This window comes from Mycolicibacterium confluentis (assembly GCF_010729895.1).
Lineage (GTDB): Bacteria > Actinomycetota > Actinomycetes > Mycobacteriales > Mycobacteriaceae > Mycobacterium > Mycobacterium confluentis.
This window is the reverse complement of sequence record NZ_AP022612.1, coordinates 5467797-5488044: the sequence shown is the minus strand read 5'-3', so window position 1 is coordinate 5488044 and position 20248 is coordinate 5467797. Positions and strand designations below refer to the sequence as shown.

20 protein-coding genes, 2 tRNA genes and 1 pseudogene are annotated in these 20248 nt (G+C 65.8%); 10 read left to right on the top strand and 13 right to left on the bottom strand.

Going from position 1 to position 20248, the window contains the following annotated elements; genetic code table 11:
• Positions 1-31: 31 nt before the first annotated feature.
• Positions 32-457, top strand: coding sequence for a PH domain-containing protein (locus G6N34_RS25790; RefSeq protein ID WP_085152297.1), 426 nt, complete (start codon positions 32-34; stop codon positions 455-457).
• Positions 458-547: 90 nt separating this feature from the next.
• On the opposite strand, the gene G6N34_RS25785 is transcribed toward G6N34_RS25790, so the two are convergent.
• Positions 548-1096 (bottom strand): peptidylprolyl isomerase, encoded by a 549-nt coding sequence (locus G6N34_RS25785; protein ID WP_085152340.1) that lies wholly within the window; start codon positions 1094-1096, stop codon positions 548-550.
• 96 nt (positions 1097-1192) lie between these two features.
• On the opposite strand from G6N34_RS25785, the gene cwsA reads away from it, so the two are divergent.
• Positions 1193-1621: a cell wall synthesis protein CwsA gene (gene cwsA, locus G6N34_RS25780; protein WP_085152296.1), complete on the top strand. Its 429-nt coding sequence runs from the start codon at positions 1193-1195 to the stop codon at positions 1619-1621.
• Between the two features lie 8 nt (positions 1622-1629).
• Here cwsA and G6N34_RS25775 read toward each other — a convergent pair.
• The 12 genes and pseudogenes from G6N34_RS25775 to dnaA form a co-directional block, all read right to left on the bottom strand.
• Positions 1630-1702 (bottom strand) — tRNA-Ala (locus tag G6N34_RS25775).
• Positions 1703-1837: 135 nt separating this feature from the next.
• Positions 1838-1911 (bottom strand) — tRNA-Ile (locus G6N34_RS25770).
• Positions 1912-1984: 73 nt separating this feature from the next.
• Positions 1985-2842, bottom strand: a complete 858-nt coding sequence (locus G6N34_RS25765; protein WP_085152295.1) for a DUF3566 domain-containing protein — start codon at positions 2840-2842, stop codon at positions 1985-1987.
• Between the two features lie 22 nt (positions 2843-2864).
• Positions 2865-5399 (bottom strand): DNA gyrase subunit A, encoded by a 2535-nt coding sequence (gene gyrA / locus G6N34_RS25760; RefSeq protein ID WP_085152294.1) that lies wholly within the window; start codon positions 5397-5399, stop codon positions 2865-2867.
• A 121-nt stretch (positions 5400-5520) separates the two neighbouring features.
• Complete coding sequence (locus tag G6N34_RS25755; RefSeq protein WP_085152293.1) at positions 5521-5766, bottom strand: hypothetical protein; 246 nt, start codon at positions 5764-5766, stop codon at positions 5521-5523.
• A 75-nt stretch (positions 5767-5841) separates the two neighbouring features.
• Positions 5842-6194 (bottom strand): annotated as a pseudogene (locus G6N34_RS28185) (MinD/ParA family ATP-binding protein); the annotation flags it as partial.
• Positions 6195-6237: 43 nt separating this feature from the next.
• A complete protein-coding gene (gene gyrB / locus G6N34_RS25740) occupies positions 6238-8259 on the bottom strand; it encodes a DNA topoisomerase (ATP-hydrolyzing) subunit B (RefSeq protein ID WP_085152291.1) in 2022 nt (673 codons plus the stop codon).
• 200 nt (positions 8260-8459) lie between these two features.
• Positions 8460-9041 (bottom strand): DUF721 family protein, encoded by a 582-nt coding sequence (locus tag G6N34_RS25735; RefSeq protein ID WP_085152290.1) that lies wholly within the window; start codon positions 9039-9041, stop codon positions 8460-8462.
• Positions 9038-10183, bottom strand: coding sequence for a DNA replication/repair protein RecF (recF, locus tag G6N34_RS25730; RefSeq protein ID WP_085152289.1), 1146 nt, complete (start codon positions 10181-10183; stop codon positions 9038-9040). Before recF ends, G6N34_RS25735 begins: the two co-directional genes overlap by 4 nt.
• 9 nt (positions 10184-10192) lie before the next feature.
• Complete coding sequence (gene gnd, locus G6N34_RS25725) at positions 10193-11086, bottom strand: phosphogluconate dehydrogenase (NAD(+)-dependent, decarboxylating) (RefSeq protein WP_085152288.1); 894 nt, start codon at positions 11084-11086, stop codon at positions 10193-10195.
• Positions 11087-11131: 45 nt separating this feature from the next.
• The gene (dnaN, locus tag G6N34_RS25720) at positions 11132-12334 is read right to left on the bottom strand and encodes a DNA polymerase III subunit beta (RefSeq protein WP_109788506.1); all 1203 of its coding nucleotides are present in this window, start codon (positions 12332-12334) and stop codon (positions 11132-11134) included.
• Positions 12335-12906: 572 nt separating this feature from the next.
• Positions 12907-14424 carry a chromosomal replication initiator protein DnaA gene (gene dnaA / locus G6N34_RS25715; RefSeq protein ID WP_085152287.1) on the bottom strand — a complete coding sequence of 506 codons (1518 nt, stop codon included), beginning with the start codon at positions 14422-14424 and terminating at the stop codon, positions 12907-12909.
• Positions 14425-14986: 562 nt separating this feature from the next.
• Between dnaA and rpmH the strand changes: the two genes are divergently transcribed.
• From rpmH to G6N34_RS25675, 8 genes are read left to right on the top strand one after another with little or no spacing between them, the layout of a single operon-like run.
• Entirely contained in the window at positions 14987-15130 is a 144-nt protein-coding gene (gene rpmH / locus G6N34_RS25710) for a 50S ribosomal protein L34 (RefSeq protein WP_082949722.1), read from the top strand.
• Positions 15131-15149: 19 nt separating this feature from the next.
• Complete coding sequence (rnpA, locus tag G6N34_RS25705) at positions 15150-15506, top strand: ribonuclease P protein component (RefSeq protein WP_085152286.1); 357 nt, start codon at positions 15150-15152, stop codon at positions 15504-15506.
• The gene (yidD, locus tag G6N34_RS25700) at positions 15503-15820 is read left to right on the top strand and encodes a membrane protein insertion efficiency factor YidD (protein WP_085152285.1); all 318 of its coding nucleotides are present in this window, start codon (positions 15503-15505) and stop codon (positions 15818-15820) included. The genes rnpA and yidD overlap by 4 nt, the downstream gene beginning before the upstream one ends.
• A complete protein-coding gene (gene yidC / locus G6N34_RS25695; RefSeq protein ID WP_085152284.1) occupies positions 15813-16892 on the top strand; it encodes a membrane protein insertase YidC in 1080 nt (359 codons plus the stop codon). The genes yidD and yidC overlap by 8 nt, the downstream gene beginning before the upstream one ends.
• 48 nt (positions 16893-16940) lie before the next feature.
• Positions 16941-17486 carry a Jag family protein gene (locus tag G6N34_RS25690; protein WP_085152283.1) on the top strand — a complete coding sequence of 182 codons (546 nt, stop codon included), beginning with the start codon at positions 16941-16943 and terminating at the stop codon, positions 17484-17486.
• Positions 17487-17539: 53 nt separating this feature from the next.
• Positions 17540-18241, top strand: coding sequence for a 16S rRNA (guanine(527)-N(7))-methyltransferase RsmG (rsmG, locus tag G6N34_RS25685; protein ID WP_085152282.1), 702 nt, complete (start codon positions 17540-17542; stop codon positions 18239-18241).
• Positions 18238-19194 (top strand): ParA family protein, encoded by a 957-nt coding sequence (locus G6N34_RS25680; RefSeq protein WP_085152281.1) that lies wholly within the window; start codon positions 18238-18240, stop codon positions 19192-19194. The genes rsmG and G6N34_RS25680 overlap by 4 nt, the downstream gene beginning before the upstream one ends.
• A complete protein-coding gene (locus tag G6N34_RS25675; RefSeq protein WP_085152280.1) occupies positions 19191-20177 on the top strand; it encodes a ParB/RepB/Spo0J family partition protein in 987 nt (328 codons plus the stop codon). The genes G6N34_RS25680 and G6N34_RS25675 overlap by 4 nt, the downstream gene beginning before the upstream one ends.
• The last annotated feature ends 71 nt before the right edge of the window (positions 20178-20248 follow it).

The window sequence follows — 20248 nt, the reverse complement described above, 5'->3', positions numbered from 1 at the left end:
GATAACTGCATATGCAGTGGTAAGAGTGCCTATGAATCAGTCTCAGCAAACAAGTTGGGGCCCGAAGCCAGCAGGTGTCGCGGCCCTCGGTTTTGGCGGCCTTGTGATGGCTGTCGCCTGTGTGACACTGGTCACAGACGTTCCCGGACGCATCCTCATCGGGGTTGCCTCAGCCGGTCTATTGCTGTTTGCAACGAGTTCGTGGCTGGCCCGGCCGAAGCTAGCAATCGGCGACGACGGGATAGTGGTCCGCGGTGTGCGGGGACCGGTGACGTTGCGGCGCGAGGACATCAGGCTGATCAGGATCACGGAGTTCCGCCGCGTCGGCCGCCGCGTGCGGATGCTGGAGATCGACACGCACGACGACCGCCTGCGTGTGTTCACCCGCTGGGACCTCGGCACCGACCCTCTTGAGGTGCTCGACGCGTTGACCGCAGCGGGCTACGCCAGGCCCTGACTCACCCCACAAACACACCGCGAGCGTGCGCATCCCCGGCCGGGACACCGATTGGTGTGCCGGGAACGCGCACGCTCGCGACGAGTTGAACTAGGCGATGGTGATCGACTCGATCACGACAGGCTCGGTGGGCCGGTCGGCGCGATCGGTCGCGGTGGTGGCGATGGCGTCGACAACCTTCTGCGACTCCGGATCGACGATCTCACCGAAGATGGTGTGTCGGCGATTCAGGTGCGGCGTCGGCACCACGGTGATGAAGAACTGCGAACCGTTGGTTCCCGGCCCAGCGTTGGCCATGGCCAGCAGGTACGGCTTGTCGAACTGCAGCTCGCCGTGGAACTCGTCGGCGAACTTGTAGCCCGGGCCGCCGCGGCCCGTGCCCGTGGGGTCGCCGCCCTGGATCATGAAACCGTCGATGACGCGGTGGAACACAGCACCGTCGTAGAACGGGCCGGAGGTGCTGCCCGACGCGTTCTCGGTCGAGTACTCCTTCGTGCCCTGGGCCAGTCCGACGAAGTTGGCCACGGTCTTGGGGGCGTGGTTTCCAAAGAGCGCGATCTTGATGTCGCCGCGGTTGGTGTGCAGCGTGGCGGTGGCAGTCTGAATGGGGCTCGTAGTCACGGTTTCACAGTCTGCCACTCTCAGTCCCGCCGGCTCGACCGGCCCACCTGAGATCGGGCACGACGCCACAGGCTGATATGCCAGCATGGCATTCACACATCAGAGAGGTGCGTTATGACCGCCAGCACAGAGAACAGGCTCACCCCGGCCCGCCGCCTCGGGCAGGGACTCGCACGCACCGCGTCCGGTCCGGTCGACGTGGCCCGGGGATCGGTCGGCCTTGGCGCCCAGGCCGTCGCTGCGGCCGTCTCAGGGCTGCGCAGGCGCTACCAGGACGGCCAGCTGCGCAAGGAGCTTGAGGCGGCTCAGGAGGCCGTCGCGCGGGAACTGTCCGCCGCTGGCGAGGTCATCGCCGATCTGCCCGAAGCGTTCCGCGAGGCGCGGGCCAACCGGCACTCGAGCCGACGCCCCTGGGTGATCGCCGGCGCCGTGGGCGCCACGCTGGTTCTTGGTGGGGCCGCCTTCGCGGTGGTGCGACGCCGTACCTCGCGTCCGGAGCCGTCTACGCTGCCGCCGAGCGTGCAGGTCGACCCGAAGCCGTGAAATAAGTGTGGAGCCTAGGAGATTCGAACTCCTGACATCTGCCTTGCAAAGGCAGCGCTCTACCAACTGAGCTAAGGCCCCTTGCCTGAATTCAGGCGGGTGGCTGGTCCGCTGTCGTCCCGTCCACAGCGTGCCAGACATCTGCGCGCTGCCGTGACCGTAGCACTGCGGCGACCGCCGCGACCGCGACCGCGAGAAACACCAACCGTTTCATAGTGGGCCTAGGAGGACTCGAACCTCCGACCTCTTCGTTATCAGCGAAGCGCTCTAACCGCCTGAGCTATAGGCCCGTATCCGAGCGACGAGATTACCGTACGAGCTGCCCTGCGAACAAAACGCGTGCTCCGGGCCTCGGCCGGCCCCCTACTCGCGGTCCGCGAGCGTAACCTCCACGCCACCGACGATGTCGGTCGTCAGGTTGTAGATGAACGCACCGATCGTGGCCATCGCGGTCAACAGGACGATGTTGAGAAGCCCGATCAACAGCGCGCCGCCGAAGATCGTGCCGCTGGACACGAGTTCTCCGCCGCTGCCGCTCGTGCTCGTCAGCAGGTCTCCGACGTTGCTGTTGAGCTTGCTCCACACACCCATGCCGCCGAGGACCAGATACAGGAACGCCACGGCGATCATCCACACGAAGAACAGCGCGACCGACAGCAGCAGGGACACCTTCAGGGTGCTCCACGGGTCGATCCGCCGGATCTGCATGCTCGCGCGCACCGGGCCGGCCTTGGCCCGGGTGCCGACCTGGACCCGGCCACCCGACGGCGGACGGGCAGCACCCGACGGCTCGCTGCGATCGGCCGGCTCGCGACGCTGCGGCGGCCGGGGCATGGGTCCCGACAGGTCGGGCAGCTCGCTCGCGTACTCCTTGTTGCGGTTCGGGTCGGTCTGGGTCGTGGCGGACACGGCGTTCTGCTGCTGCAGGGCCGAGGGCGCCGCCGTGCCGGTGACGTAGCGGCTGATCCGGTTCTCCGGCTCAGGCTGCGCGGGGCGCGGATCGGGCTTGATCTCCCGGGTCGGAGGGTCCGACTTGGGCGCCCGCTGCGGCCCGGAGTGCTGAGTGCGGCTGGCGCCCCGCTGCCACGGCGGGGCCTCCCCGGACTCCGACAGCCGGCCCGTCGGGGCCGCCGGTCGCGCCCCCGTCCGCTCGACCAGACCCTCACCGTTGCCGGCACTGTCGCCGGGTCCCGGGTGGCCCAGTTCGTTCGGTGAACTCACACCTGCTCCGTCCGTCTGCCCGCTACTCGTCGGTCTCGGCGATGTCGCCGGTCTCGACGTCGACCTCGGCATCCGCCGACTCTTCGCTCTCCTCGGCGTTGCGCGCGATGGCTAACAGTGTGTCGCCGTCTCCAAGGTTCATCAACCGAACGCCCTTGGTCTGCCGACCGGCCTTGCGGACCTGCCGCGCCGCCGTGCGGATCACACCGCCGCTGGAGGTGATGGCGTACAACTCGCTGTCATCGTCGACGATCAACGCTCCGACCAGCCTGCCACGCTTGCGGTCGTATTGGATCGTCAGGATGCCCTTGCCGCCACGGCCCTGCACGGTGTACTCGTCGATCGCGGTCCGCTTGGCGTAACCGCCGGCGGTCGCCACCAACAGGTAGGTGTCGTCCTGCACGACATTGAGGGACAAGAGGCTGTCGTCCTCGTTGAACCGCATGCCCTGGACACCGGAGGTGGCCCGGCCCATGGGCCGCAGCGCCTCGTCGGTCGCCGAGAACCGGATCGACTGCCCGAGCGCGCTGACCAGCAGCAGGTCGTCCTCCGCCGAGCACAGCACGGCGCCCACCAACTCATCGCCTTCGCGCAGGTTGATCGCGACGATCCCGCCGGAGCGGTTGGAGTCGAAGTCGACCAGCCTGGACTTCTTGACCAGCCCGTTGCGGGTGGCCAGCACCAGGTAGGGCGCGTCCTCGTAGGTCTTCAGCTGGATGACCTGGGCGATGCGCTCCTCGGGTTGGAACGCCAGCAGGTTGGCCACGTGCTGACCGCGCGCGGTGCGGGTCATCTCCGGCAGGTCGTAGGCCTTGGCCCGGTACACCCGGCCCTGCGTGGTGAAGAACAGGATCCAGTCGTGCGTCGAGCACACGAAGAAGTGCGCGACGATGTCGTCCTGCTTGAGCCCGGCACCCTGCACGCCCTTGCCGCCGCGCTTCTGGCTGCGGTACAGGTCGGTCTTGGTGCGCTTGGCGTAGCCGGTCTCGGTGATCGTGACGACGACGTCCTCGCGCTGGATCAGGTCCTCGTCGGTCACATCGCCGTCGGCCGCGATGATGCGGGTCCGACGGTCGTCGCCGTGCTTCTCGACGATCTCCTTGAGCTCGTCGCGCACGATTGCGCGCTGCCGCTCAGGCTTGGCCAGGATGTCCTCGAGGTCGGCGATCTCCGCCTCGATCTTGGCCAGGTCGTCGACGATGCGCTGACGTTCCAGGGCCGCGAGGCGGCGCAGCTGCATGTCCAGGATGGCCTGAGCCTGAATCTCATCGACATCGAGCAGCTCGATCAGGCCGGCGCGCGCGACGTCGACGTTCGCCGAGGCCCGGATCAACGCGATGACCTCGTCGAGCGCGTCGAGGGCCTTGACCAGACCGCGCAGGATGTGGGCCCGTTCGTTGGCCTTGCGCAGCCGGTAGGTGGTGCGGCGCACGATGACTTCGAGTTGATGGTCGACGTAGAGCCGGATCATCTGGTCGATGCGCAGTGTGCGCGGCACCCCGTCGACGATCGACAGCATGTTGGCGCCGAAGCTGGTCTGCAGCTGGGTGTGCTTGTAGAGGTTGTTGAGCACCACCTTGGCCACGGCGTCACGCTTGAGCTCGATGACGATCCGCAGGCCCACCCGGTCGCTGGACTGATCCTCGATGTTGGAGATGCCGGCAAGTTTCGCGTCGCGGACCTGCTCGGCCACCGAGGTGATGAAGTTGTCGTGGTTGACCTGGTACGGCAGCTCGGTGATGACCAGCGAGGTGCGGCCCTTGCTGTCCTCTTCGATCTCCACCACACCGCGCATGCGGATCGAACCGCGCCCGGTCCGGTAGGCGTCCTGGATGCCCTGCGAACCGACGATCAGCCCGTGGGTGGGGAAGTCCGGGCCCTTGACCCGCTCCATCACCGCTTCGAGCGTGGCTTCCTCGTCGGCGTCGAAGTTCTCCAGGCACCAGTACACGGCCTCGGCCAGTTCACCGAGGTTGTGCGGCGGGATGTTGGTCGCCATACCGACCGCGATGCCGCCCGAACCGTTGGCGAGCAGGTTCGGGAACCGGCTCGGCAGGACCGTCGGCTCCTGCACCCGACCGTCGTAGTTCGGGATGAAATCGACTGTCTCCTCGTCGATTTCACGCAGCATCTCCATGGCCAGCGGCGTGAGCCGGGCCTCGGTGTATCGCATGGCGGCTGGCGGGTCGTTGCCCGGCGAGCCGAAGTTGCCCTGCCCGTCCACCAGGGGGTAGCGCAGCGACCACGGCTGGGCCATGCGGACCAGGGTGTCGTAGATCGAGGAGTCACCGTGCGGGTGGTAGTTGCCCATGGTCTCGGCCACCGAACGCGCCGACTTGGCGTGGCTGCGGTCCGGCCGGAAGCCCGAGTCGTACATGGCGTAGAGCACGCGGCGGTGCACCGGCTTGAGTCCGTCGCGGACTTCTGGCAGGGCGCGGCCCACGATCACGCTCATGGCGTAGTCGATGTAGCTGCGCTGCATCTCCTGCTGAATGTCGACAGGTTCGATGCGATCGGTCGTCGAATCGTCTCCAGGCGGCAGCGTCGTGTCTGTCATTCGCTCCTCGTTCCCAGGCGGTCACCAGTCAGGGGGACCGCCGGCACCCCGGCACACGCCGGTCTTGCCAACCCCTCCAGTCTAGTGGTTGAGTTCGTCGGCGCTGGTGACCCGCCACACTTCAACGGCGCAGTTCTCTCCTACCGAAGCCGTCTGCGAGCGCCGCGGCGATGCCGAGGAACCCATCCTGGGCGGCGCGGCTCATCCGCGCACGCACGACTTCGGCCCCCTCGGCCAGATGTTCATCGAACGGGACGTGGTGCACTGAGCGCGCCCGCTGTGCAAAATACGCCAGCACCGGCGCGACCTCTTTGCCCGAGACGCCGGGCTGGGCGCCGCTGACGACGACGCTCGCCGTGGCGGCCAACTGGCTGGTAGCCGTGGAAGGCCAGCCAGTCCAGCGTGGCCGCGGTGCTGCGCACGCTGTCGACTGCGGGCGAGGTCACCAGCACCAGGGCGTTGGCCTCCCCGAGCACCCCGCGGCCAGATCGACGTAAGCGCTGTGGGTGGCCGGCTTGCGCAGTTCGATGTCCACCTCACCGCCCTCGGCGAGGTGGGGGTCGAAGGGGATCAGATGGATCGAGCGGCACCGGGCCGCGAAGTGCTCCTTCACCTTGTCCAACTGCAGGCCGGACGATCCGGGATGGGATGCGCTGAGCACCAGATGGGATTTCCGGGAGAGACCGGAATATCCGTGCAGCGTAAGCCATTTCAGAGTCGCCGCCGCACTTTCATGGAGTCCAGCGACGGCGCCGACACCACGACGACGGCGTGCGCGAGGTCCAGCACCCCGGCGGTGGGGTTGGGCACCCGGTTGCCGCCCACGCTGGCATCGACGTCAGACGTCGAGGAAGCGAACATCCTTGGCGTTGCGGGTGATGAAACTGCGGCGCGCCTCGACATCCTCGCCCATCAGGATCGAGAACAGTTCGTCGGCGGCCGCGGCATCGTCGAGGGTCACCTGGCGGAGCACTCGCACGGACGGATCCATGGTGGTCTCCCACAGTTCCTTGGCGTCCATCTCGCCGAGACCCTTGTAGCGCTGGATGCCGTCGTCGACGTTGATCCGCTTGCCGGCGGCCTTGCCGGCCTCGAGCAGCCCGTCGCGTTCCCGGTCGGAGTAGGCGAACTCGGGCTCGGTCCGCTGCCACTTCAGCTTGTACAGCGGCGGCTGCGCGAGGAACACGTGACCGTTCTCAATCAACGGCCGCATGAAACGGAACAGCAGCGTCAACAGCAGCGTCGAGATGTGTTGTCCGTCAACGTCTGCGTCGGCCATCAGCACGATCTTGTGGTAACGCAGCTTGCTGAGGTCGAACTCATCGTGGATGCCCGTGCCGAGTGCGGTGATGATCGCCTGGACTTCGGTGTTCTTCAGCACGCGGTCGATGCGCGCCTTCTCGACGTTGATGATCTTGCCACGCAACGGCAGGATCGCCTGGAACATCGAGTCGCGGCCGCTCTTGGCGGAACCGCCGGCCGAGTCACCCTCCACCACATACAGTTCCGACTTGCTCGGATCCGTCGAGCGGCAGTCGGCCAGCTTGCCGGGCAGCCCACCGATGTCGGTGGCGCTCTTGCGGCGCACCAGCTCGCGGGCCTTGCGTGCGGCCATCCGGGCCTGCGCCGACGAAACCGCTTTGTTGATCACGGTTTTGGCCTCGGCCGGGTTGGCCTCGAACCAGTGGTTCAGCTGCTCGTTGCACACCTTCTGCACAAACGACTTGACCTCGGTGTTGCCGAGTTTGGTCTTGGTCTGACCCTCGAACTGCGGATCGCTGACCTTGACCGAGATGACTGCGGCCAGGCCCTCGCGGATGTCGTCACCGGTGAGGTTGGGGTCCTTGTCCTTGAGCAGCTTCTTGTCTTTGGCGTACCTGTTCACCACAGAGGTCAGAGCGGCGCGGAAGCCCTCTTCATGGGTGCCGCCCTCGTGAGTGTTGATGGTGTTGGCGAAGGTGTGCACGGACTCCGAGTAGCCGGCGTTCCACTGCATCGCGATCTCGACTTCGTGGCCGCTGCCCTTGCCCTCGAACCCGATGATGCTTGGGTGAATCGCCTGCTTGGTCCGGTTGATGTGCTTGATGAAGTCGACCAGGCCGCCGGGGTAGTGGAAGGTGCGCCGCTTGACCTTGTGCGTTGCGGTGGCCTCGGCGGCCTTCTCCTCGGCGGTCTTCGGGGCCTCGGCCGTGTCGCTGACCACCTCGTCGACGACCTCGGCCACCGTGGCGCGCTCATCGGACAGATGGATGGTCAGTCCCTTGTTGAGGAATGCCATCTCCTGCAGGCGCCGGGCGATGGTCTCGAAGTCGTAGGTGGTGGTTTCGAAGATGTCCGGGTCGGCCCAGAACCGGATGGTGGTGCCGGTCTTCTTCGTCGCCTCGCCCTGGCGCAGAGTGCCGGGAACCGAACGGTCGTACGTCTGGAACCACTCGTAGCCGTCTTTGCAGACGTCGGCTTCCAGGCGCGTCGAGAGCGCGTTGACCACCGAGACGCCCACGCCGTGCAGACCGCCGGAGACGGTGTAGGCGCCCTCTTCGAACTTGCCGCCTGCGTGCAGCACGGTCATGACGACGTCGATGGTCGGCATGCCGGTCGAGTGCATCGCCACCGGGATGCCACGGCCGTCGTCGGTGACCTCGACGCCGCCGTCCTCGAGGATCCGGACGCTGACCTCGGAGGCGTAGCCCGCCATCGCCTCGTCGACTGCGTTGTCGACGACCTCCCAGATCAGGTGGTGCAGGCCCCGCTCACCAGTGGAACCGATGTACATGCCGGGGCGTTTCCGGACCGCCTCGAGCCCCTCGAGAACCTTGATCGATTCGGCACCATACTGATCCTGTTGCTTTTGGGCAGCCACGATTAGCGCGTTCTCCTCGGGGGTCGCATGCGCACGGCCTAGGCGCCGCGGCAGGTGTTGAGGTCAGTCTACCTGTACAGGCCGACAGGACCCCCGCTCTGGCGACGTTTCCGACCATCTCATTTCGCCGTCCGCAGATTTTCTCGACTGACCGCATTAGATCCCGGCCCCAACGCTCTGCGGCGACGTTCTGAACGCTCTCAGCCATACGTGTCGCGGGGGCCGCGACCCGAGATGTGCCGCGGTCCCTTCCGCCAGGACGGCGCGGTCGGTCCGGTGATTTTGAGCGACGTCACCACGCCGTCGCCGACCGCGGCCGCGATCTTGGCCAACAGCTGGGCCTGCACCATGCGCAACTGAGTCGCCCACGCGGTGCTCTCCGCGGACACACTGAGCACCCCATCACGCAGGACGGTCGGCGTCGCGTGCTCGGCGATCTGCTCTCCTACGACGGACTCCCACTGTCCGAACACCGCACCCTCGGCGACTTTGGTCTTCCATCCCCGGTTCTTGGCCAGATCAGACGTGGCCGCCCCGAGCGGTTGTGGGTCGCGGCTGTCCGGGCCGGGGCCAGACCAGCTGCGCCGCCGTCGGTTGACCATCCGGCGCGGAGCGGGGGAGTTCCCGCCGCGTCCGACATCCTTGCCCTGATCCCGCGCCGCGCCTCGCGCTTCCTCCAATGCGCGGCGGACCAGATCCATGCCTTTGAGACCGGCAAGATGCGCGGGCGGTTCGAACCCGCCCTCGTCGGCATCCTTGCGCTCTGACTCGTCCGAACTCATAGCAGCTCCGAAATCCTGCCCTGATCAGTTTCTTTCATAGTGATTCCGATACGTTGGGCATCCCAGTCCAACGGGATGTCCTCGGCCACGGCCGCCGTGACGAGCACCTGTTCGGCCGCTGCCGCCACGCCGGCCAACGCCTGCCGACGTGCCGAGTCCAGTTCCGCGAACACGTCGTCGAGCAGCAGGACTGGTTCCGCGCCCTCGGCGCGCAGCAGTTCGTAGGAGCCCAGTCGCAGCGCGAGCGCCATCGACCACGATTCGCCGTGACTGGCGAAGCCCTTCGCGGGTTGCTCACCGAGCATCAGGTCCAGGTCGTCACGGTGTGGACCGACAAGGCACACGCCGCGGTCGAGTTCGGCGCGCCGTCGTGCAGCCAGGCCCTCCAACAGCGCCTCCCGCAGCATGTCAACCGTCGCCCCGGCCGGGCAGTCGATGCTGGCCCGATACGAGATGCTCGCGGGACGCGATCCCGGCGCCAACAACTGGTAGGCCTTCTCCACCTCGGGAGCGAGTTCGCTCACCAGTTCCAACCGCGCGGCCATCAACTCCGCCCCGTGCGCGGCGAGGTGACCGTCCCAGACCTCGAGGGTCTGCTCGACGCCGGCATCACCACGTGACCCGTACCGTGCACCGACCGCGGACTTCAGCAGCGCGGTGCGCTGTTTGACCACTTTGTCGTAATCCGCACGCACCGCAGCGATTCTCGGTCTGCGGATGATCGCCAGCTCATCCAGATAGCGTCGCCGATCGCTGGGATCCCCACGCACCAGGGTCAGGTCCTCGGGCGCGAACAGCACCGCGCGCAGCACACCGAGCACCTCACGGGTGCTGCGGACCGGCGACCGGTTGAGCCGGGCCTTGTTCGCCCGGCCGGAGGTGATCTCCAGGTCGACGGCCATCTCCCGACCCTCGTTGACGACGATCGTCGACACCACCGCGCGGTCCGCTCCGGTCCGGATCAGCGGTGCGTCCGAGGCGACCCGGTGTGATCCCAGTGTCGACGAATACCACAGTGCCTCAATGATATTCGTCTTGCCGAAGCCGTTCTGGCCGACGAATACCGTGCGCCCCGGGCTCAGTTCGAGGTCGACTGAGGGCCACGAGCGGAAGTCTCGCAGAGCCACGTGCCGCACGTACACCGGCTCAACCTATCCGGACAGGCCGACCCGTTTCACCGCGTGACCACCGAACTGGTTACGCAATGCCGAGACAGCCTTCATAGTTGGTGAATCCTCTTGCCGTGACGCGAATCTCGCGAACAACGAGGCTGCGATCACTGGGGTGGGAACGCGGTGGCTGATGGCCTCCTCGACCGTCCACCGACCCTCACCGGAATCCTCGGTGTAACCGGAGATGGCCGCTAAGTCCGGATCCTCGGCCAGGGCCTTGGCGAGCAACTGCTGCAGCCACGACCGGACGACGGTGCCGTTGGTCCAGGCCTGGATCACGGCCTGCGGATCGGCGATGAGATCCTCGGCGGCCAGGAGTTCGTAGCCCTCCGCGTAGGCCATCATCAGGCCGTACTCGATGCCGTTGTGCACCATCTTGGCGTAATGACCGGCGCCGACTGGTCCGGCGTGGACGAATCCGTCGGCGACCGGACCCTCGGGACGCAGCGTGTCGAAGATCGGCATGACCCGTGCGACGTCGGCCTCCGAGCCGCCGACCATCAGGCCGTAGCCCTCCTCCAGACCCCAGATACCACCGGACACGCCGGCATCGATGAAGCTGATCCCCTTGTCCGCCAACAACTTCGCGTGCGGACCGTCTTCGGTGTAGCGCGAGTTGCCACCGTCGATCACCAGGTCTCCGGCCTCGAGGACATCAGCCAACGACCGAATCGTCTCATCGGTGACGGGACCCGAGGGCACCATCACCCAGACCACCCGCGGCGCGGCCAACTGCCCGGCCAGGTCGGCGAGCGTGGCCACGTCGGTGACCTCCGGTCGAGGGTCGTACCCGATCACGGTGTGGCCGCCGCGACGCAGACGCTCGCGCATGTTGAAGCCCATTTTTCCGAGTCCGACAAGACCCAGCTGCATCGAGGACCCCTTTCCAGTCAGTTCTGGCAGGTGCGGGTCACGACATCAGCCCGGCAGCCGGACCGGCATGAGCAGGTACACGTAGTCCGTCTGGACGGCCGGGAACGGACCGCTGCCGCTGATCGATTCCTCCTCCGAGCTGGCAGGCCGCAGAACCGCGGGCTTGCTCGGTGTGGTGAACCCGAACGACACCCGATCGGAATGCAGCGATCCCAGTCCGTCCGTGAGGTAGGTCGGATTGAACGCGATGGTCAGGGGCTCGCCCGCGAAATCGACCGGCAGGTCCTCTTCAGCGCGACCGACATCATCGGCACCCGCGGACAGGTGCAGCACACCGTCGCTGAACTCCATCCGAACCTGGGCGCCGCGGTCGGCCACCAGGGCCACACGCTTGATGGCCTCGGTCAGTTCCGACACGCTCACCGTGGCGATCGCGGTGTGCTCGGCGGGCAACAGCTGGCGGAATTTCGGGAACTCGGCGTCCAGCAGGCGGGTGGTGCTGCGCTTGCCGGCGCTGTGGATGCCGAGCAGTCCCTCCTTGCCGACGGTGGCGCCAGCCCCCAGCGACAGGTGCACCTCGGTACCGGCAGCGCCGGTCTTGGCGGCTTCGGCCAGCGTTTTCGCCGGCACCAGCACCGCGACCTCGGTGTCCGCACGCGAAGCCGACCAGGTCAACTCGCGAACGGCCAGACGAAAACGGTCCGTGGCGGCCAAAACGACTGTCTCGCCGGAGATTTCCATTCGGATGCCGGTGAGCATCGGCAGCGTGTCATCCTTGCCCGCCGCGACAGCGACCTGGCCGATGGCCTCGGAGAACAGGTCTGAGGGCACCACGCCCGTCTCCTCCGGCAGGGCCGGAAGCGTCGGGTAGTCCTCGACGGCCATGGTCGGCAGCGAGAATCGCGCACTTCCGCAGGTCAACGACACCCTGGTGCCCTCGACGCTGACATCGACGGGCTTCGCCGGCAATGCCCTGGTGATGTCCGACAGCAGCCGTCCTGACACCAAAACGCTTCCGGTGGAAGCAATTTCGGCGGCGACCTGCACTTCGGCGGACACCTCGTAGTCGAATCCGGAAACCGTCAGACCGTCTTCAGTGCCGGTGAGCAGCACGCCAGCCAACACCGGCACTGTCGGCCTCGACGGAAGGTTCCTTGCCACCCATGCCACTGCGTCAGCGAAGTCGTCTCGAACCAGACGGCACTTCAAGTCGGCGCCGACCGTCGTAGTCGGCCCATCCACGGCCATAACGTCCCTTCGTCATTCCACACACAAGCTCCGACTGCGGAGCATCCAGTCATTGTCCAGGAAGAACCCCCAAGGGGTGCCCCCGACCCGAAGACCGTAACCGCAGTCGAAGAACAACCGTAGAGCTTTCACCCTCAACTTGAAAGCTATTCGATCGGGGTGACATGTGCGCATTGACACGGAGGTCATCACCGCGAAGGGGCCCTGTGCATCGGCTTTCCCCAACGGCCTGTTTCTAAAGAGCTCTATAGGGATATAACGGAGTAACAGTAATAGGGGCTGTGCAAGCTGTGGATGAGTGCGGGTCGGCGCTGACCAGAGGGCTCGCGGGGTTGTGCAGTGTCGGTGGATGACGTTGCGGACGGACGGCGGCTGCTGTGCAGAGTCTGGTAGTTCTCCACGTGTGTGCGCAGCCGCGGCTGAACAGTCGGCAGGTTGTCCACAGCTGTGTGCACAGGCCATCGCTGTGACGGATGGTGCGACAGGGACGGAAGTTTTTTCGGATTTTCTGGCAGCAGACAGCGCCGGCACGAGGTCCGGAGTGACGAAACTGAGGAAGAACAGGGATGGCGTCAGCGCTTGGAGCGCTGACGGATCCGTGTGGTGAGTTCCTTGACGTGATCGAAGATCTCTCGGCGGTAGGCCATTTCGTTGAGAATCTTCTTCTGCGCGTACATGACAGTGGTGTGGTCACGGCCGAACGCCTGCCCGATCTTGGGCAGCGACAGGTCAGTCAGTTCACGGCACAGATACATGGCGATCTGCCGGGACTGGGCCAACGCCCTGGTCTTGCCTGGGCCCCGCAGCTCCTCGAGGGTGGTGTCGAAGTACTCCGCGGTGGCCGCCATGATCGTCGCCGCGCTGATCTGCATGGTGCCGGCGTCGGCGATGAGGTCCCGCAGCACGATCTCAGCCAGTGCGGTGTCGATCTGCGCCTTGTTGAGAGAAGCGAATGCCGTGACCCGGATCAGGGCACCTTCGAGTTCCCGGATGTTGCGTTCGATGCTGCTGGCGATCAGCTCGAGCACGTCATCGGGCACGTCCAGGCGCTCCATCTGCGCCTTCTTGCGAAGGATCGCGATGCGCGTCTCCAGCTCGGGCGGCTGGACGTCGGTGATCAGACCCCACTCGAAACGGGTGCGGAGGCGATCCTCGAGGGTCGCCAGCTGTTTGGGAGGCCGGTCTGAGGAGATCACGATCTGCTTGTTGGCGTTGTGCAGCGTGTTGAAGGTGTGGAAGAACTCCTCCTGGATGCCTTCCTTGCCTTCAATGAACTGAATGTCGTCGACCAGCAGGACGTCGATGTCGCGGTAGCTGCGCTTGAAGGCGACCTTGCGGTCGTCGCGCAACGAGTTGATGAAGTCGTTGGTGAACTCTTCGGTCGAGACGTACTTCACCCGCATGCCGGGGAACAGTCGTTGCGCATAGTTACCCGCCGCATGCAGCAGGTGGGTCTTGCCCAGACCGGACTCACCCCAGATGAACAGCGGGTTGTACGCCCGCGCCGGCGCTTCGGCGATCGCGAGCGCGGCAGCGTGGGCGAACCGGTTCGAGGCACCGATGACGAAGGTCTCGAAGGTGTAGCGCCGGTTGAGGCTCGTGCTCGGTGTCGAGGTGTCACCGCTGGCGGCTCGGCGTTCGGTGAAATGCGACGGCCAGGATGCGGCAGCGTTGGCCAACGCCTGGCTGTCTTCGTCTTCGTCGTCCTCGTCGAGGGGCAGGGCCGCGACGGCGGCTCCATCGAGGGACGGATCCGCGGTGTCCTCATCGTCGTCGGCGGACGGCGGCGCGATCCGGACGCCCAGTTCCACCCGCTGCCCGAGGCGGCGGGTGAGGGCGTCGGTGATCTGAATGCGCAGGTGACGTTCGATCTCGTTCTGCACGAAACTGCTTGGAACGGACAACAGGGCAAAGCCCTCGACGATGGTCAGCGGTTTGACGAGCTTGAGCCAGGCTCTTTGCTGAGGAGTCAGCGGCCGGCTGAGAGTTTCGCCATTGGTGCCGTGTGATCCGGCGTCGAGTTCACCATTGAGTTCCGCGACCACCTGCGCCCACATGGAGGCAAAGTCGGAACTGGGATGATCGGTCAAAGACGGATCCCCCTGTTTCGGATGCTGCACACAACCAATGGATATCTGAACGAGACCAGTCTGTCCACATAGTTATCCACAGATGTGGACAGTATGCCTGTCCTCGTTGGCAGCCTACCGGCGGTGTCTGTTCGGGCCGTCCGGTTGGTGGTCAGCCCGGTTTTTCGTTTGATGGTTTCGGGGCCGTCCACGGAGACGGCACTCGCAGAAGCTAACAGGTTTGTCTCGGGGTGCCAACCGTTCTGCAACATTGCAGTAAACGTTCTTGTGGGCTCTTGCCACGAACAGGGTTTGTGTGGTCTGGACGACACCAAAAACCCGGCCGATCTGGAAGTCTTGCGGTGCTGGGGCCACCAGGACCGTGATGGCAAGTTTGACCCAGGCAACGCAGGTCAGTACCCTCGAACAGTCGCCCGGACGTTGGCGATACGGCTGCGAACCCGACGATCCCTCAGGATCCCGGCGGGCGCGCCGGATACGAGCGAGACCCGAACTTAGCAACGGGTGTCGCGTGCGCCCTGAAGGCGGACGCGGCGCCCACACGTGATGAGGAGAGACAGCCGTGGCCAAGGGCAAGCGGACATTCCAGCCGAACAATCGGCGTCGTGCACGTGTGCATGGCTTTCGCCTGCGGATGCGGACCCGTGCGGGTCGCGCCATTGTGTCGAACCGGCGCGCCAAGGGACGCCGCTCGCTGACTGCCTGATCTCTGGCAGTCGCTGACGGTGCTCCCGGCCCAGTACCGGATGACCCGGTCCACCGAGTTCGGTGCCACGGTCAAACAGGGGGTGCGGGCGGCTCAACCGGATCTGGTGGTGCATGTGCGCCGCAGTCCGGATGGAGTCGACGGACCCCTCATTGGATTGGTCGTCAGCAAGTCGGTGGGATCGGCTGTACAGCGACATCAGGTCGCTCGGCGCCTCCGGCATGTTGCGAAGGCCGTCCTCAACGATCTCTCGCCCGATGAGCGTGTGGTGATCCGGGCTCTTCCCGGCAGTCGTGACGCCGCCTCCGCGCGGTTGGAACAGGAACTGCGCGCTGGGTTGCAGCGGTCCCACAAAGTATTGAACTCCCGTCGATGACAACGCTCCGCGACGGCATCCGTCGAGCCCCGGTTCGAGCCGTCATCTACACCATCCAGCTCTATCGGCACATGGTCTCGCCCCTGCGGCTGCCGACCTGTCGATTCATGCCCACCTGCAGTCAGTACGCCGTGGAGGCCCTGTCCGAGTACGGGCTGATCCGTGGCAGTTGGCTGGCGATGGTCCGCCTCCTGAAATGTGGGCCATGGCATCGGGGAGGATGGGACCCAATACCCGAGCGACACCCCTCACATCACGAGTCGCCAGACACCGACGCCATCGAAGCCGACGGCAGGAACGAGTCGCATGTTTAATTGGTTCAGCCTCGACATCATCTATTACCCGGTCTCCGCGATCATGTGGGTCTGGTACAAGGCGTTCGCCTTCCTGCTTGGGCCGACCAACTTCTTCGCATGGGCGCTGTCGGTGATGTTCCTGGTGTTCACGCTGCGTGCGCTGCTGTACAAGCCGTTCGTTCGCCAGATCCGGACCACGCGCCAGATGCAGGAACTGCAGCCGCAGATCAAGGCCCTGCAGAAGAAGTACGGCAAGGACCGCCAGCGGATGGCGCTCGAGATGCAGAAGCTGCAGCGCGAGCACGGGTTCAACCCGATCCTCGGCTGTCTGCCGATGCTCGCCCAGATTCCGGTGTTTCTCGGGCTGTTCCATGTGCTGCGGTCCTTCAACCGGACGCAGGGCGGCTTCGGGCAGGTGCACCTGTCGGTGGCAGAGAACCGGGCCACCGGCAACTACTTCTTCAGTGCGACCGACGTCGGCAACTTCCTGGATGCGCACCTGTTCGGTGCGCCCCTTGGCGCGACCATGATCCAGACCACGGGTCTGGACGCCTTCAAAGAGTTTGACCGCCTCGCGGTGATCGGGGTCGGTGTGCCGATCATGATCCTCGCCGGCGTCGCGACGTACTTCAACAGCCGCGCCTCGGTCGCGCGGCAGAGCCCCGAGGCCGCGGCCAACCCGCAGACGGCCTTGATGAACAAGCTCGCGCTCTATGTCTTCCCGCTGGGCGTCGTCGTCGGCGGACCGTTCCTTCCGCTCGCCGTCATCCTCTACTGGCTGGCGAACAACATCTGGACCTTCGGCCAGCAGCACTACGTGTTCAGCAAGATTGAGAAGGAAGAGGAAGAGAAGAAGCAGGAGGCGATCGAGCGTCGCTCCGCGAACGCGCCGGCACCCGGTGCGAAACCGAAGCGCCCGAAGAGGTCGTCGACTGCGGCGGCCACGCCTGAACTCACTGACAGCACCGACGCCGAGGAGAGCACGGTCGTGGAGGACTCTTCGGAGGGCGGCGAAACGTCGGCCCCCGACGCAGCGACCCCTGACCGCACTCCCCGCCCCGGCACCAAACCCAAAAAACGTCGACGCTGACCCGACGCGTCAACCGCCCCACAGTGATCTGAGAGGGACCGAAAGAACATGACTGACACCACCGACACCGCCGCCGAGAACGTGGACCAGGCCACCGAAGCATTCGAAGCCGACGAGAAGCTGGACGACCTCGAGGAGCGATTGGTTGCCGAGGGCGAGATCGCCGGCGACTACCTCGAAGAGTTGTTGGACCTGTTGGACTTCGATGGCGACATCGACCTGGACGTCGAGGGCAACCGCGCGATCGTCAGCATCGACGGCGGCAACGATCTGGAGAAGCTCGTCGGCCGCAAGGGCGAGGTGCTCGACGCACTGCAGGAACTGACCCGGCTGGCAGTCCACCAGAAGACCGGCGAGCGCAGCCGCCTGATGTTGGATGTCGCGGGCTGGCGTAAGCGTCGTCGTGACGAGCTCGCCGCGCTGGGGGACAAAGTCGCCCGTCGCGTGCTGGAGAGCGGTGAGCGCGAGCAGTTGGCTCCCATGACTCCGTTCGAGCGCAAGATCGTCCACGACGCCGTGGCTGCGGTCCAGGGCGTGCACAGCGAGAGCGAAGGCGTGGAGCCGTCGCGCCGCGTCGTCGTTCTTGCTGACTGAATCCCTAGAGTTACATAGATGTAGTTCTGCCGAGATGGCTCGACCTCCGGAGGATGTTTCACGTGAAACATGACGGCGAGACCGCTCCTCCCTCGGCAGCGCACGAGGTGTTCGGCTCCCACTTCGACACCGCGGTCCGCTACGCCCAGCTGTTGTGTACAGCGGGCGTCGAGCGTGGCCTGCTGGGTCCCCGTGAATCGGAACGGGTGTGGGACCGACACCTTCTCAACAGTGCGGCGATCGCCGAGCTTGTGGAGCCGAATGAACGCGTTCTCGATGTGGGCAGCGGCGCCGGCCTCCCTGGGATCCCACTCGCGATCGCACGCCCCGACGTCAGCGTCGGACTGATCGAACCTCTTCTGCGCCGCGCCAACTTCCTCAGTGAAGTCGTGGCCGAACTCGACCTGCCCAACGTCACCGTCATCCGGGGCCGGGCCGAGGACCGTGCGGTGCTCGCCGAACACGGCGGGGCAGACGTCGTCACCTCTCGTGCGGTCGCCGCGCTGGATAAGTTGAGCCGATGGTGCCTGCCGCTGGTCCGTCCCGGCGGCCGGATGCTGGCACTGAAGGGCGACCGGGCTGACAGTGAAGTCGCCGAGCACCGGCGTGTGATGGCATCGTTGGGTGCCACTGATGTGAGGGTGATGAAATGCGGCGGGACGTACTTGGATCCGGCGGTGACCGTCGTCGTCGCCCGCCGGTCGGACACGAAGCCAGGGCGTCCGCAGCGCCCGGCCACCAGGAGGGCACGATGACCACGCCGCAGCAGCCACCGAGCCGGGTCAGCCCGAAGCGCGCCGATGTTTCACGTGAAACATGGCCCGATCTGACGGAGTTCGACACCCCGATCGGCGCCGCTGCCGAACGGGCCACCCAGGTGCTGCACACCAACAGACGGCTGCCCCGCCCGACTCGGCGCCGGGTCTTCACCATCGCCAACCAGAAGGGCGGCGTCGGCAAGACCACGTCCGCGGTCAATCTCGCCGCAGCGCTGGCGGTTCAGGGCCTCAAGACTCTGGTGATCGATCTGGATCCGCAGGGGAACGCCAGCACCGCACTGGGGATCGACCGGCGCCAGTCGGGCACTCCGTCGTCGTATGAGGTGCTGATCGGCGAGATCCCTCTGCGTGCCGCGCTGCGTCAAAGCCCCCACAACAAGCTTCTGTACTGCGTGCCGGCGACGATCGATCTGGCCGGCGCCGAGATCGAATTGGTCAGCATGGTCGCGCGCGAGAACCGCCTCCGGTCGGCACTGGCCGAACTCGAGGACTCTGACTTCGACTACGTCTTCATCGACTGCCCGCCGTCGCTGGGCCTGCTGACCATCAACGCGCTTGTGGCCGCACCCGAGGTCCTCATCCCGATCCAGTGCGAGTACTACGCCCTGGAGGGTGTGTCGCAGCTGATGAACAACATCGAGATGGTGCGGGCGCACCTCAACCCCCACCTCAACGTGACCACTGTGCTCCTGACGATGTACGACGGACGGACCAAGCTCGCCGATCAGGTTGCCGAGGAGGTGCGACGCTACTTCGGAGACAAGGTGCTGCGCACCGTGATTCCCCGCAGCGTGAAGGTGTCCGAAGCTCCTGGATACAGCATGACGATCATCGATTACGACCCCGGATCCCGAGGGGCCATGAGCTATTTGGATGCCAGTCGGGAGATCGCCGAGCGCGGAGTCATTGGGAAGGAACAGCAGTCATGACACAGCCGTCACGTCGTAAAGGCGGACTCGGACGAGGTCTGGCCTCATTGATTCCGACGGGACCTGCCGAGGGCGACGGATCGTCTCTGCGGATGGGTTCCGCGGCGGCCGATGTCGTGCTGGGTGGGGGAGCCCCGCCGCCGCCTGCCGCGCCCGAGATCACCGAGGACATCGGCGCGGTGTACCGCGAGGTCGACCCCGCGTCCGTCGAGCCGAACCCGCGTCAGCCGCGCCAGGTCTTCGACGACGAGGCGCTCGCGGAACTGGTGCACTCCATCCGCGAGTTCGGCCTGATGCAGCCCATCGTCGTCCGGGAACTTCCGGGACAGCCGGGCAAGTACCAGCTGGTGATGGGGGAGCGGCGCTGGCGGGCCGCGCAGAAGGCCGGCCTGACCGCGGTGCCGGCAATCGTCCGGGAGACCGCGGACGACAACCTGCTCCGCGACGCCCTTCTGGAGAACATCCACCGTGTGCAGCTGAACCCCCTGGAAGAGGCGTCGGCGTATCAGCAGCTGCTCGACGAATTCGGGGTCACCCACGACGAACTTGCGTCGCGGATCGGACGGTCACGGCCTCTCATCACGAACATGATCCGTCTGTTGCGCCTGCCCATCGCGGTGCAGCGCAGGGTCGCGGCCGGGGTGCTCTCCGCCGGCCACGCGCGGGCCCTGCTGGCACTCGAGGCAGGCCCGGAGGCGCAGGAGGAACTCGCCGCCCGCATCGTCGCCGAGGGCCTGTCCGTCCGCGCGACGGAGGAGGCCGTCACGTTGGCCAACCGGGCCGATGGTCCGACGCCGGCGGCGCCACGGCGCAAGCCGATTCAGATGCCGGGCCTGCAGGACGTTGCTGAGAGGCTGTCCGGAGCCTTCGACACCCGCGTCACGGTGAGCCTTGGCAAACGCAAGGGCAAGATTGTGGTCGAGTTCGGCTCGGTCGACGACCTGCAGCGCATTGTCGAGTTGATGGACCAAAACAAGCCGTGAAAACGTGCATCCAGCGACACCGGGTAATTACGTCACTGTGACGCAGGGCAGTGCCGGCATCGGGGTTGGGG

Coding starts and splice junctions, on each gene's coding strand:
- G6N34_RS25735 (WP_085152290.1), bottom strand. CDS start 9,041: ATGAGTTCGGACGAGTCAGAGCGCAAGGATGCCGACGAGGGCGGGTTC.
- G6N34_RS25680 (WP_085152281.1), top strand. CDS start 18,238: ATGACCACGCCGCAGCAGCCACCGAGCCGGGTCAGCCCGAAGCGCGCC.
- dnaN (WP_109788506.1), bottom strand. CDS start 12,334: ATGGCCGTGGATGGGCCGACTACGACGGTCGGCGCCGACTTGAAGTGC.
- cwsA (WP_085152296.1), top strand. CDS start 1,193: ATGACCGCCAGCACAGAGAACAGGCTCACCCCGGCCCGCCGCCTCGGG.
- rsmG (WP_085152282.1), top strand. CDS start 17,540: ATGTTTCACGTGAAACATGACGGCGAGACCGCTCCTCCCTCGGCAGCG.
- gyrA (WP_085152294.1), bottom strand. CDS start 5,399: ATGACAGACACGACGCTGCCGCCTGGAGACGATTCGACGACCGATCGC.
- yidD (WP_085152285.1), top strand. CDS start 15,503: ATGACAACGCTCCGCGACGGCATCCGTCGAGCCCCGGTTCGAGCCGTC.
- G6N34_RS25790 (WP_085152297.1), top strand. CDS start 32: ATGAATCAGTCTCAGCAAACAAGTTGGGGCCCGAAGCCAGCAGGTGTC.
- G6N34_RS25690 (WP_085152283.1), top strand. CDS start 16,941: ATGACTGACACCACCGACACCGCCGCCGAGAACGTGGACCAGGCCACC.
- G6N34_RS25675 (WP_085152280.1), top strand. CDS start 19,191: ATGACACAGCCGTCACGTCGTAAAGGCGGACTCGGACGAGGTCTGGCC.
- gnd (WP_085152288.1), bottom strand. CDS start 11,086: ATGCAGCTGGGTCTTGTCGGACTCGGAAAAATGGGCTTCAACATGCGC.
- yidC (WP_085152284.1), top strand. CDS start 15,813: ATGTTTAATTGGTTCAGCCTCGACATCATCTATTACCCGGTCTCCGCG.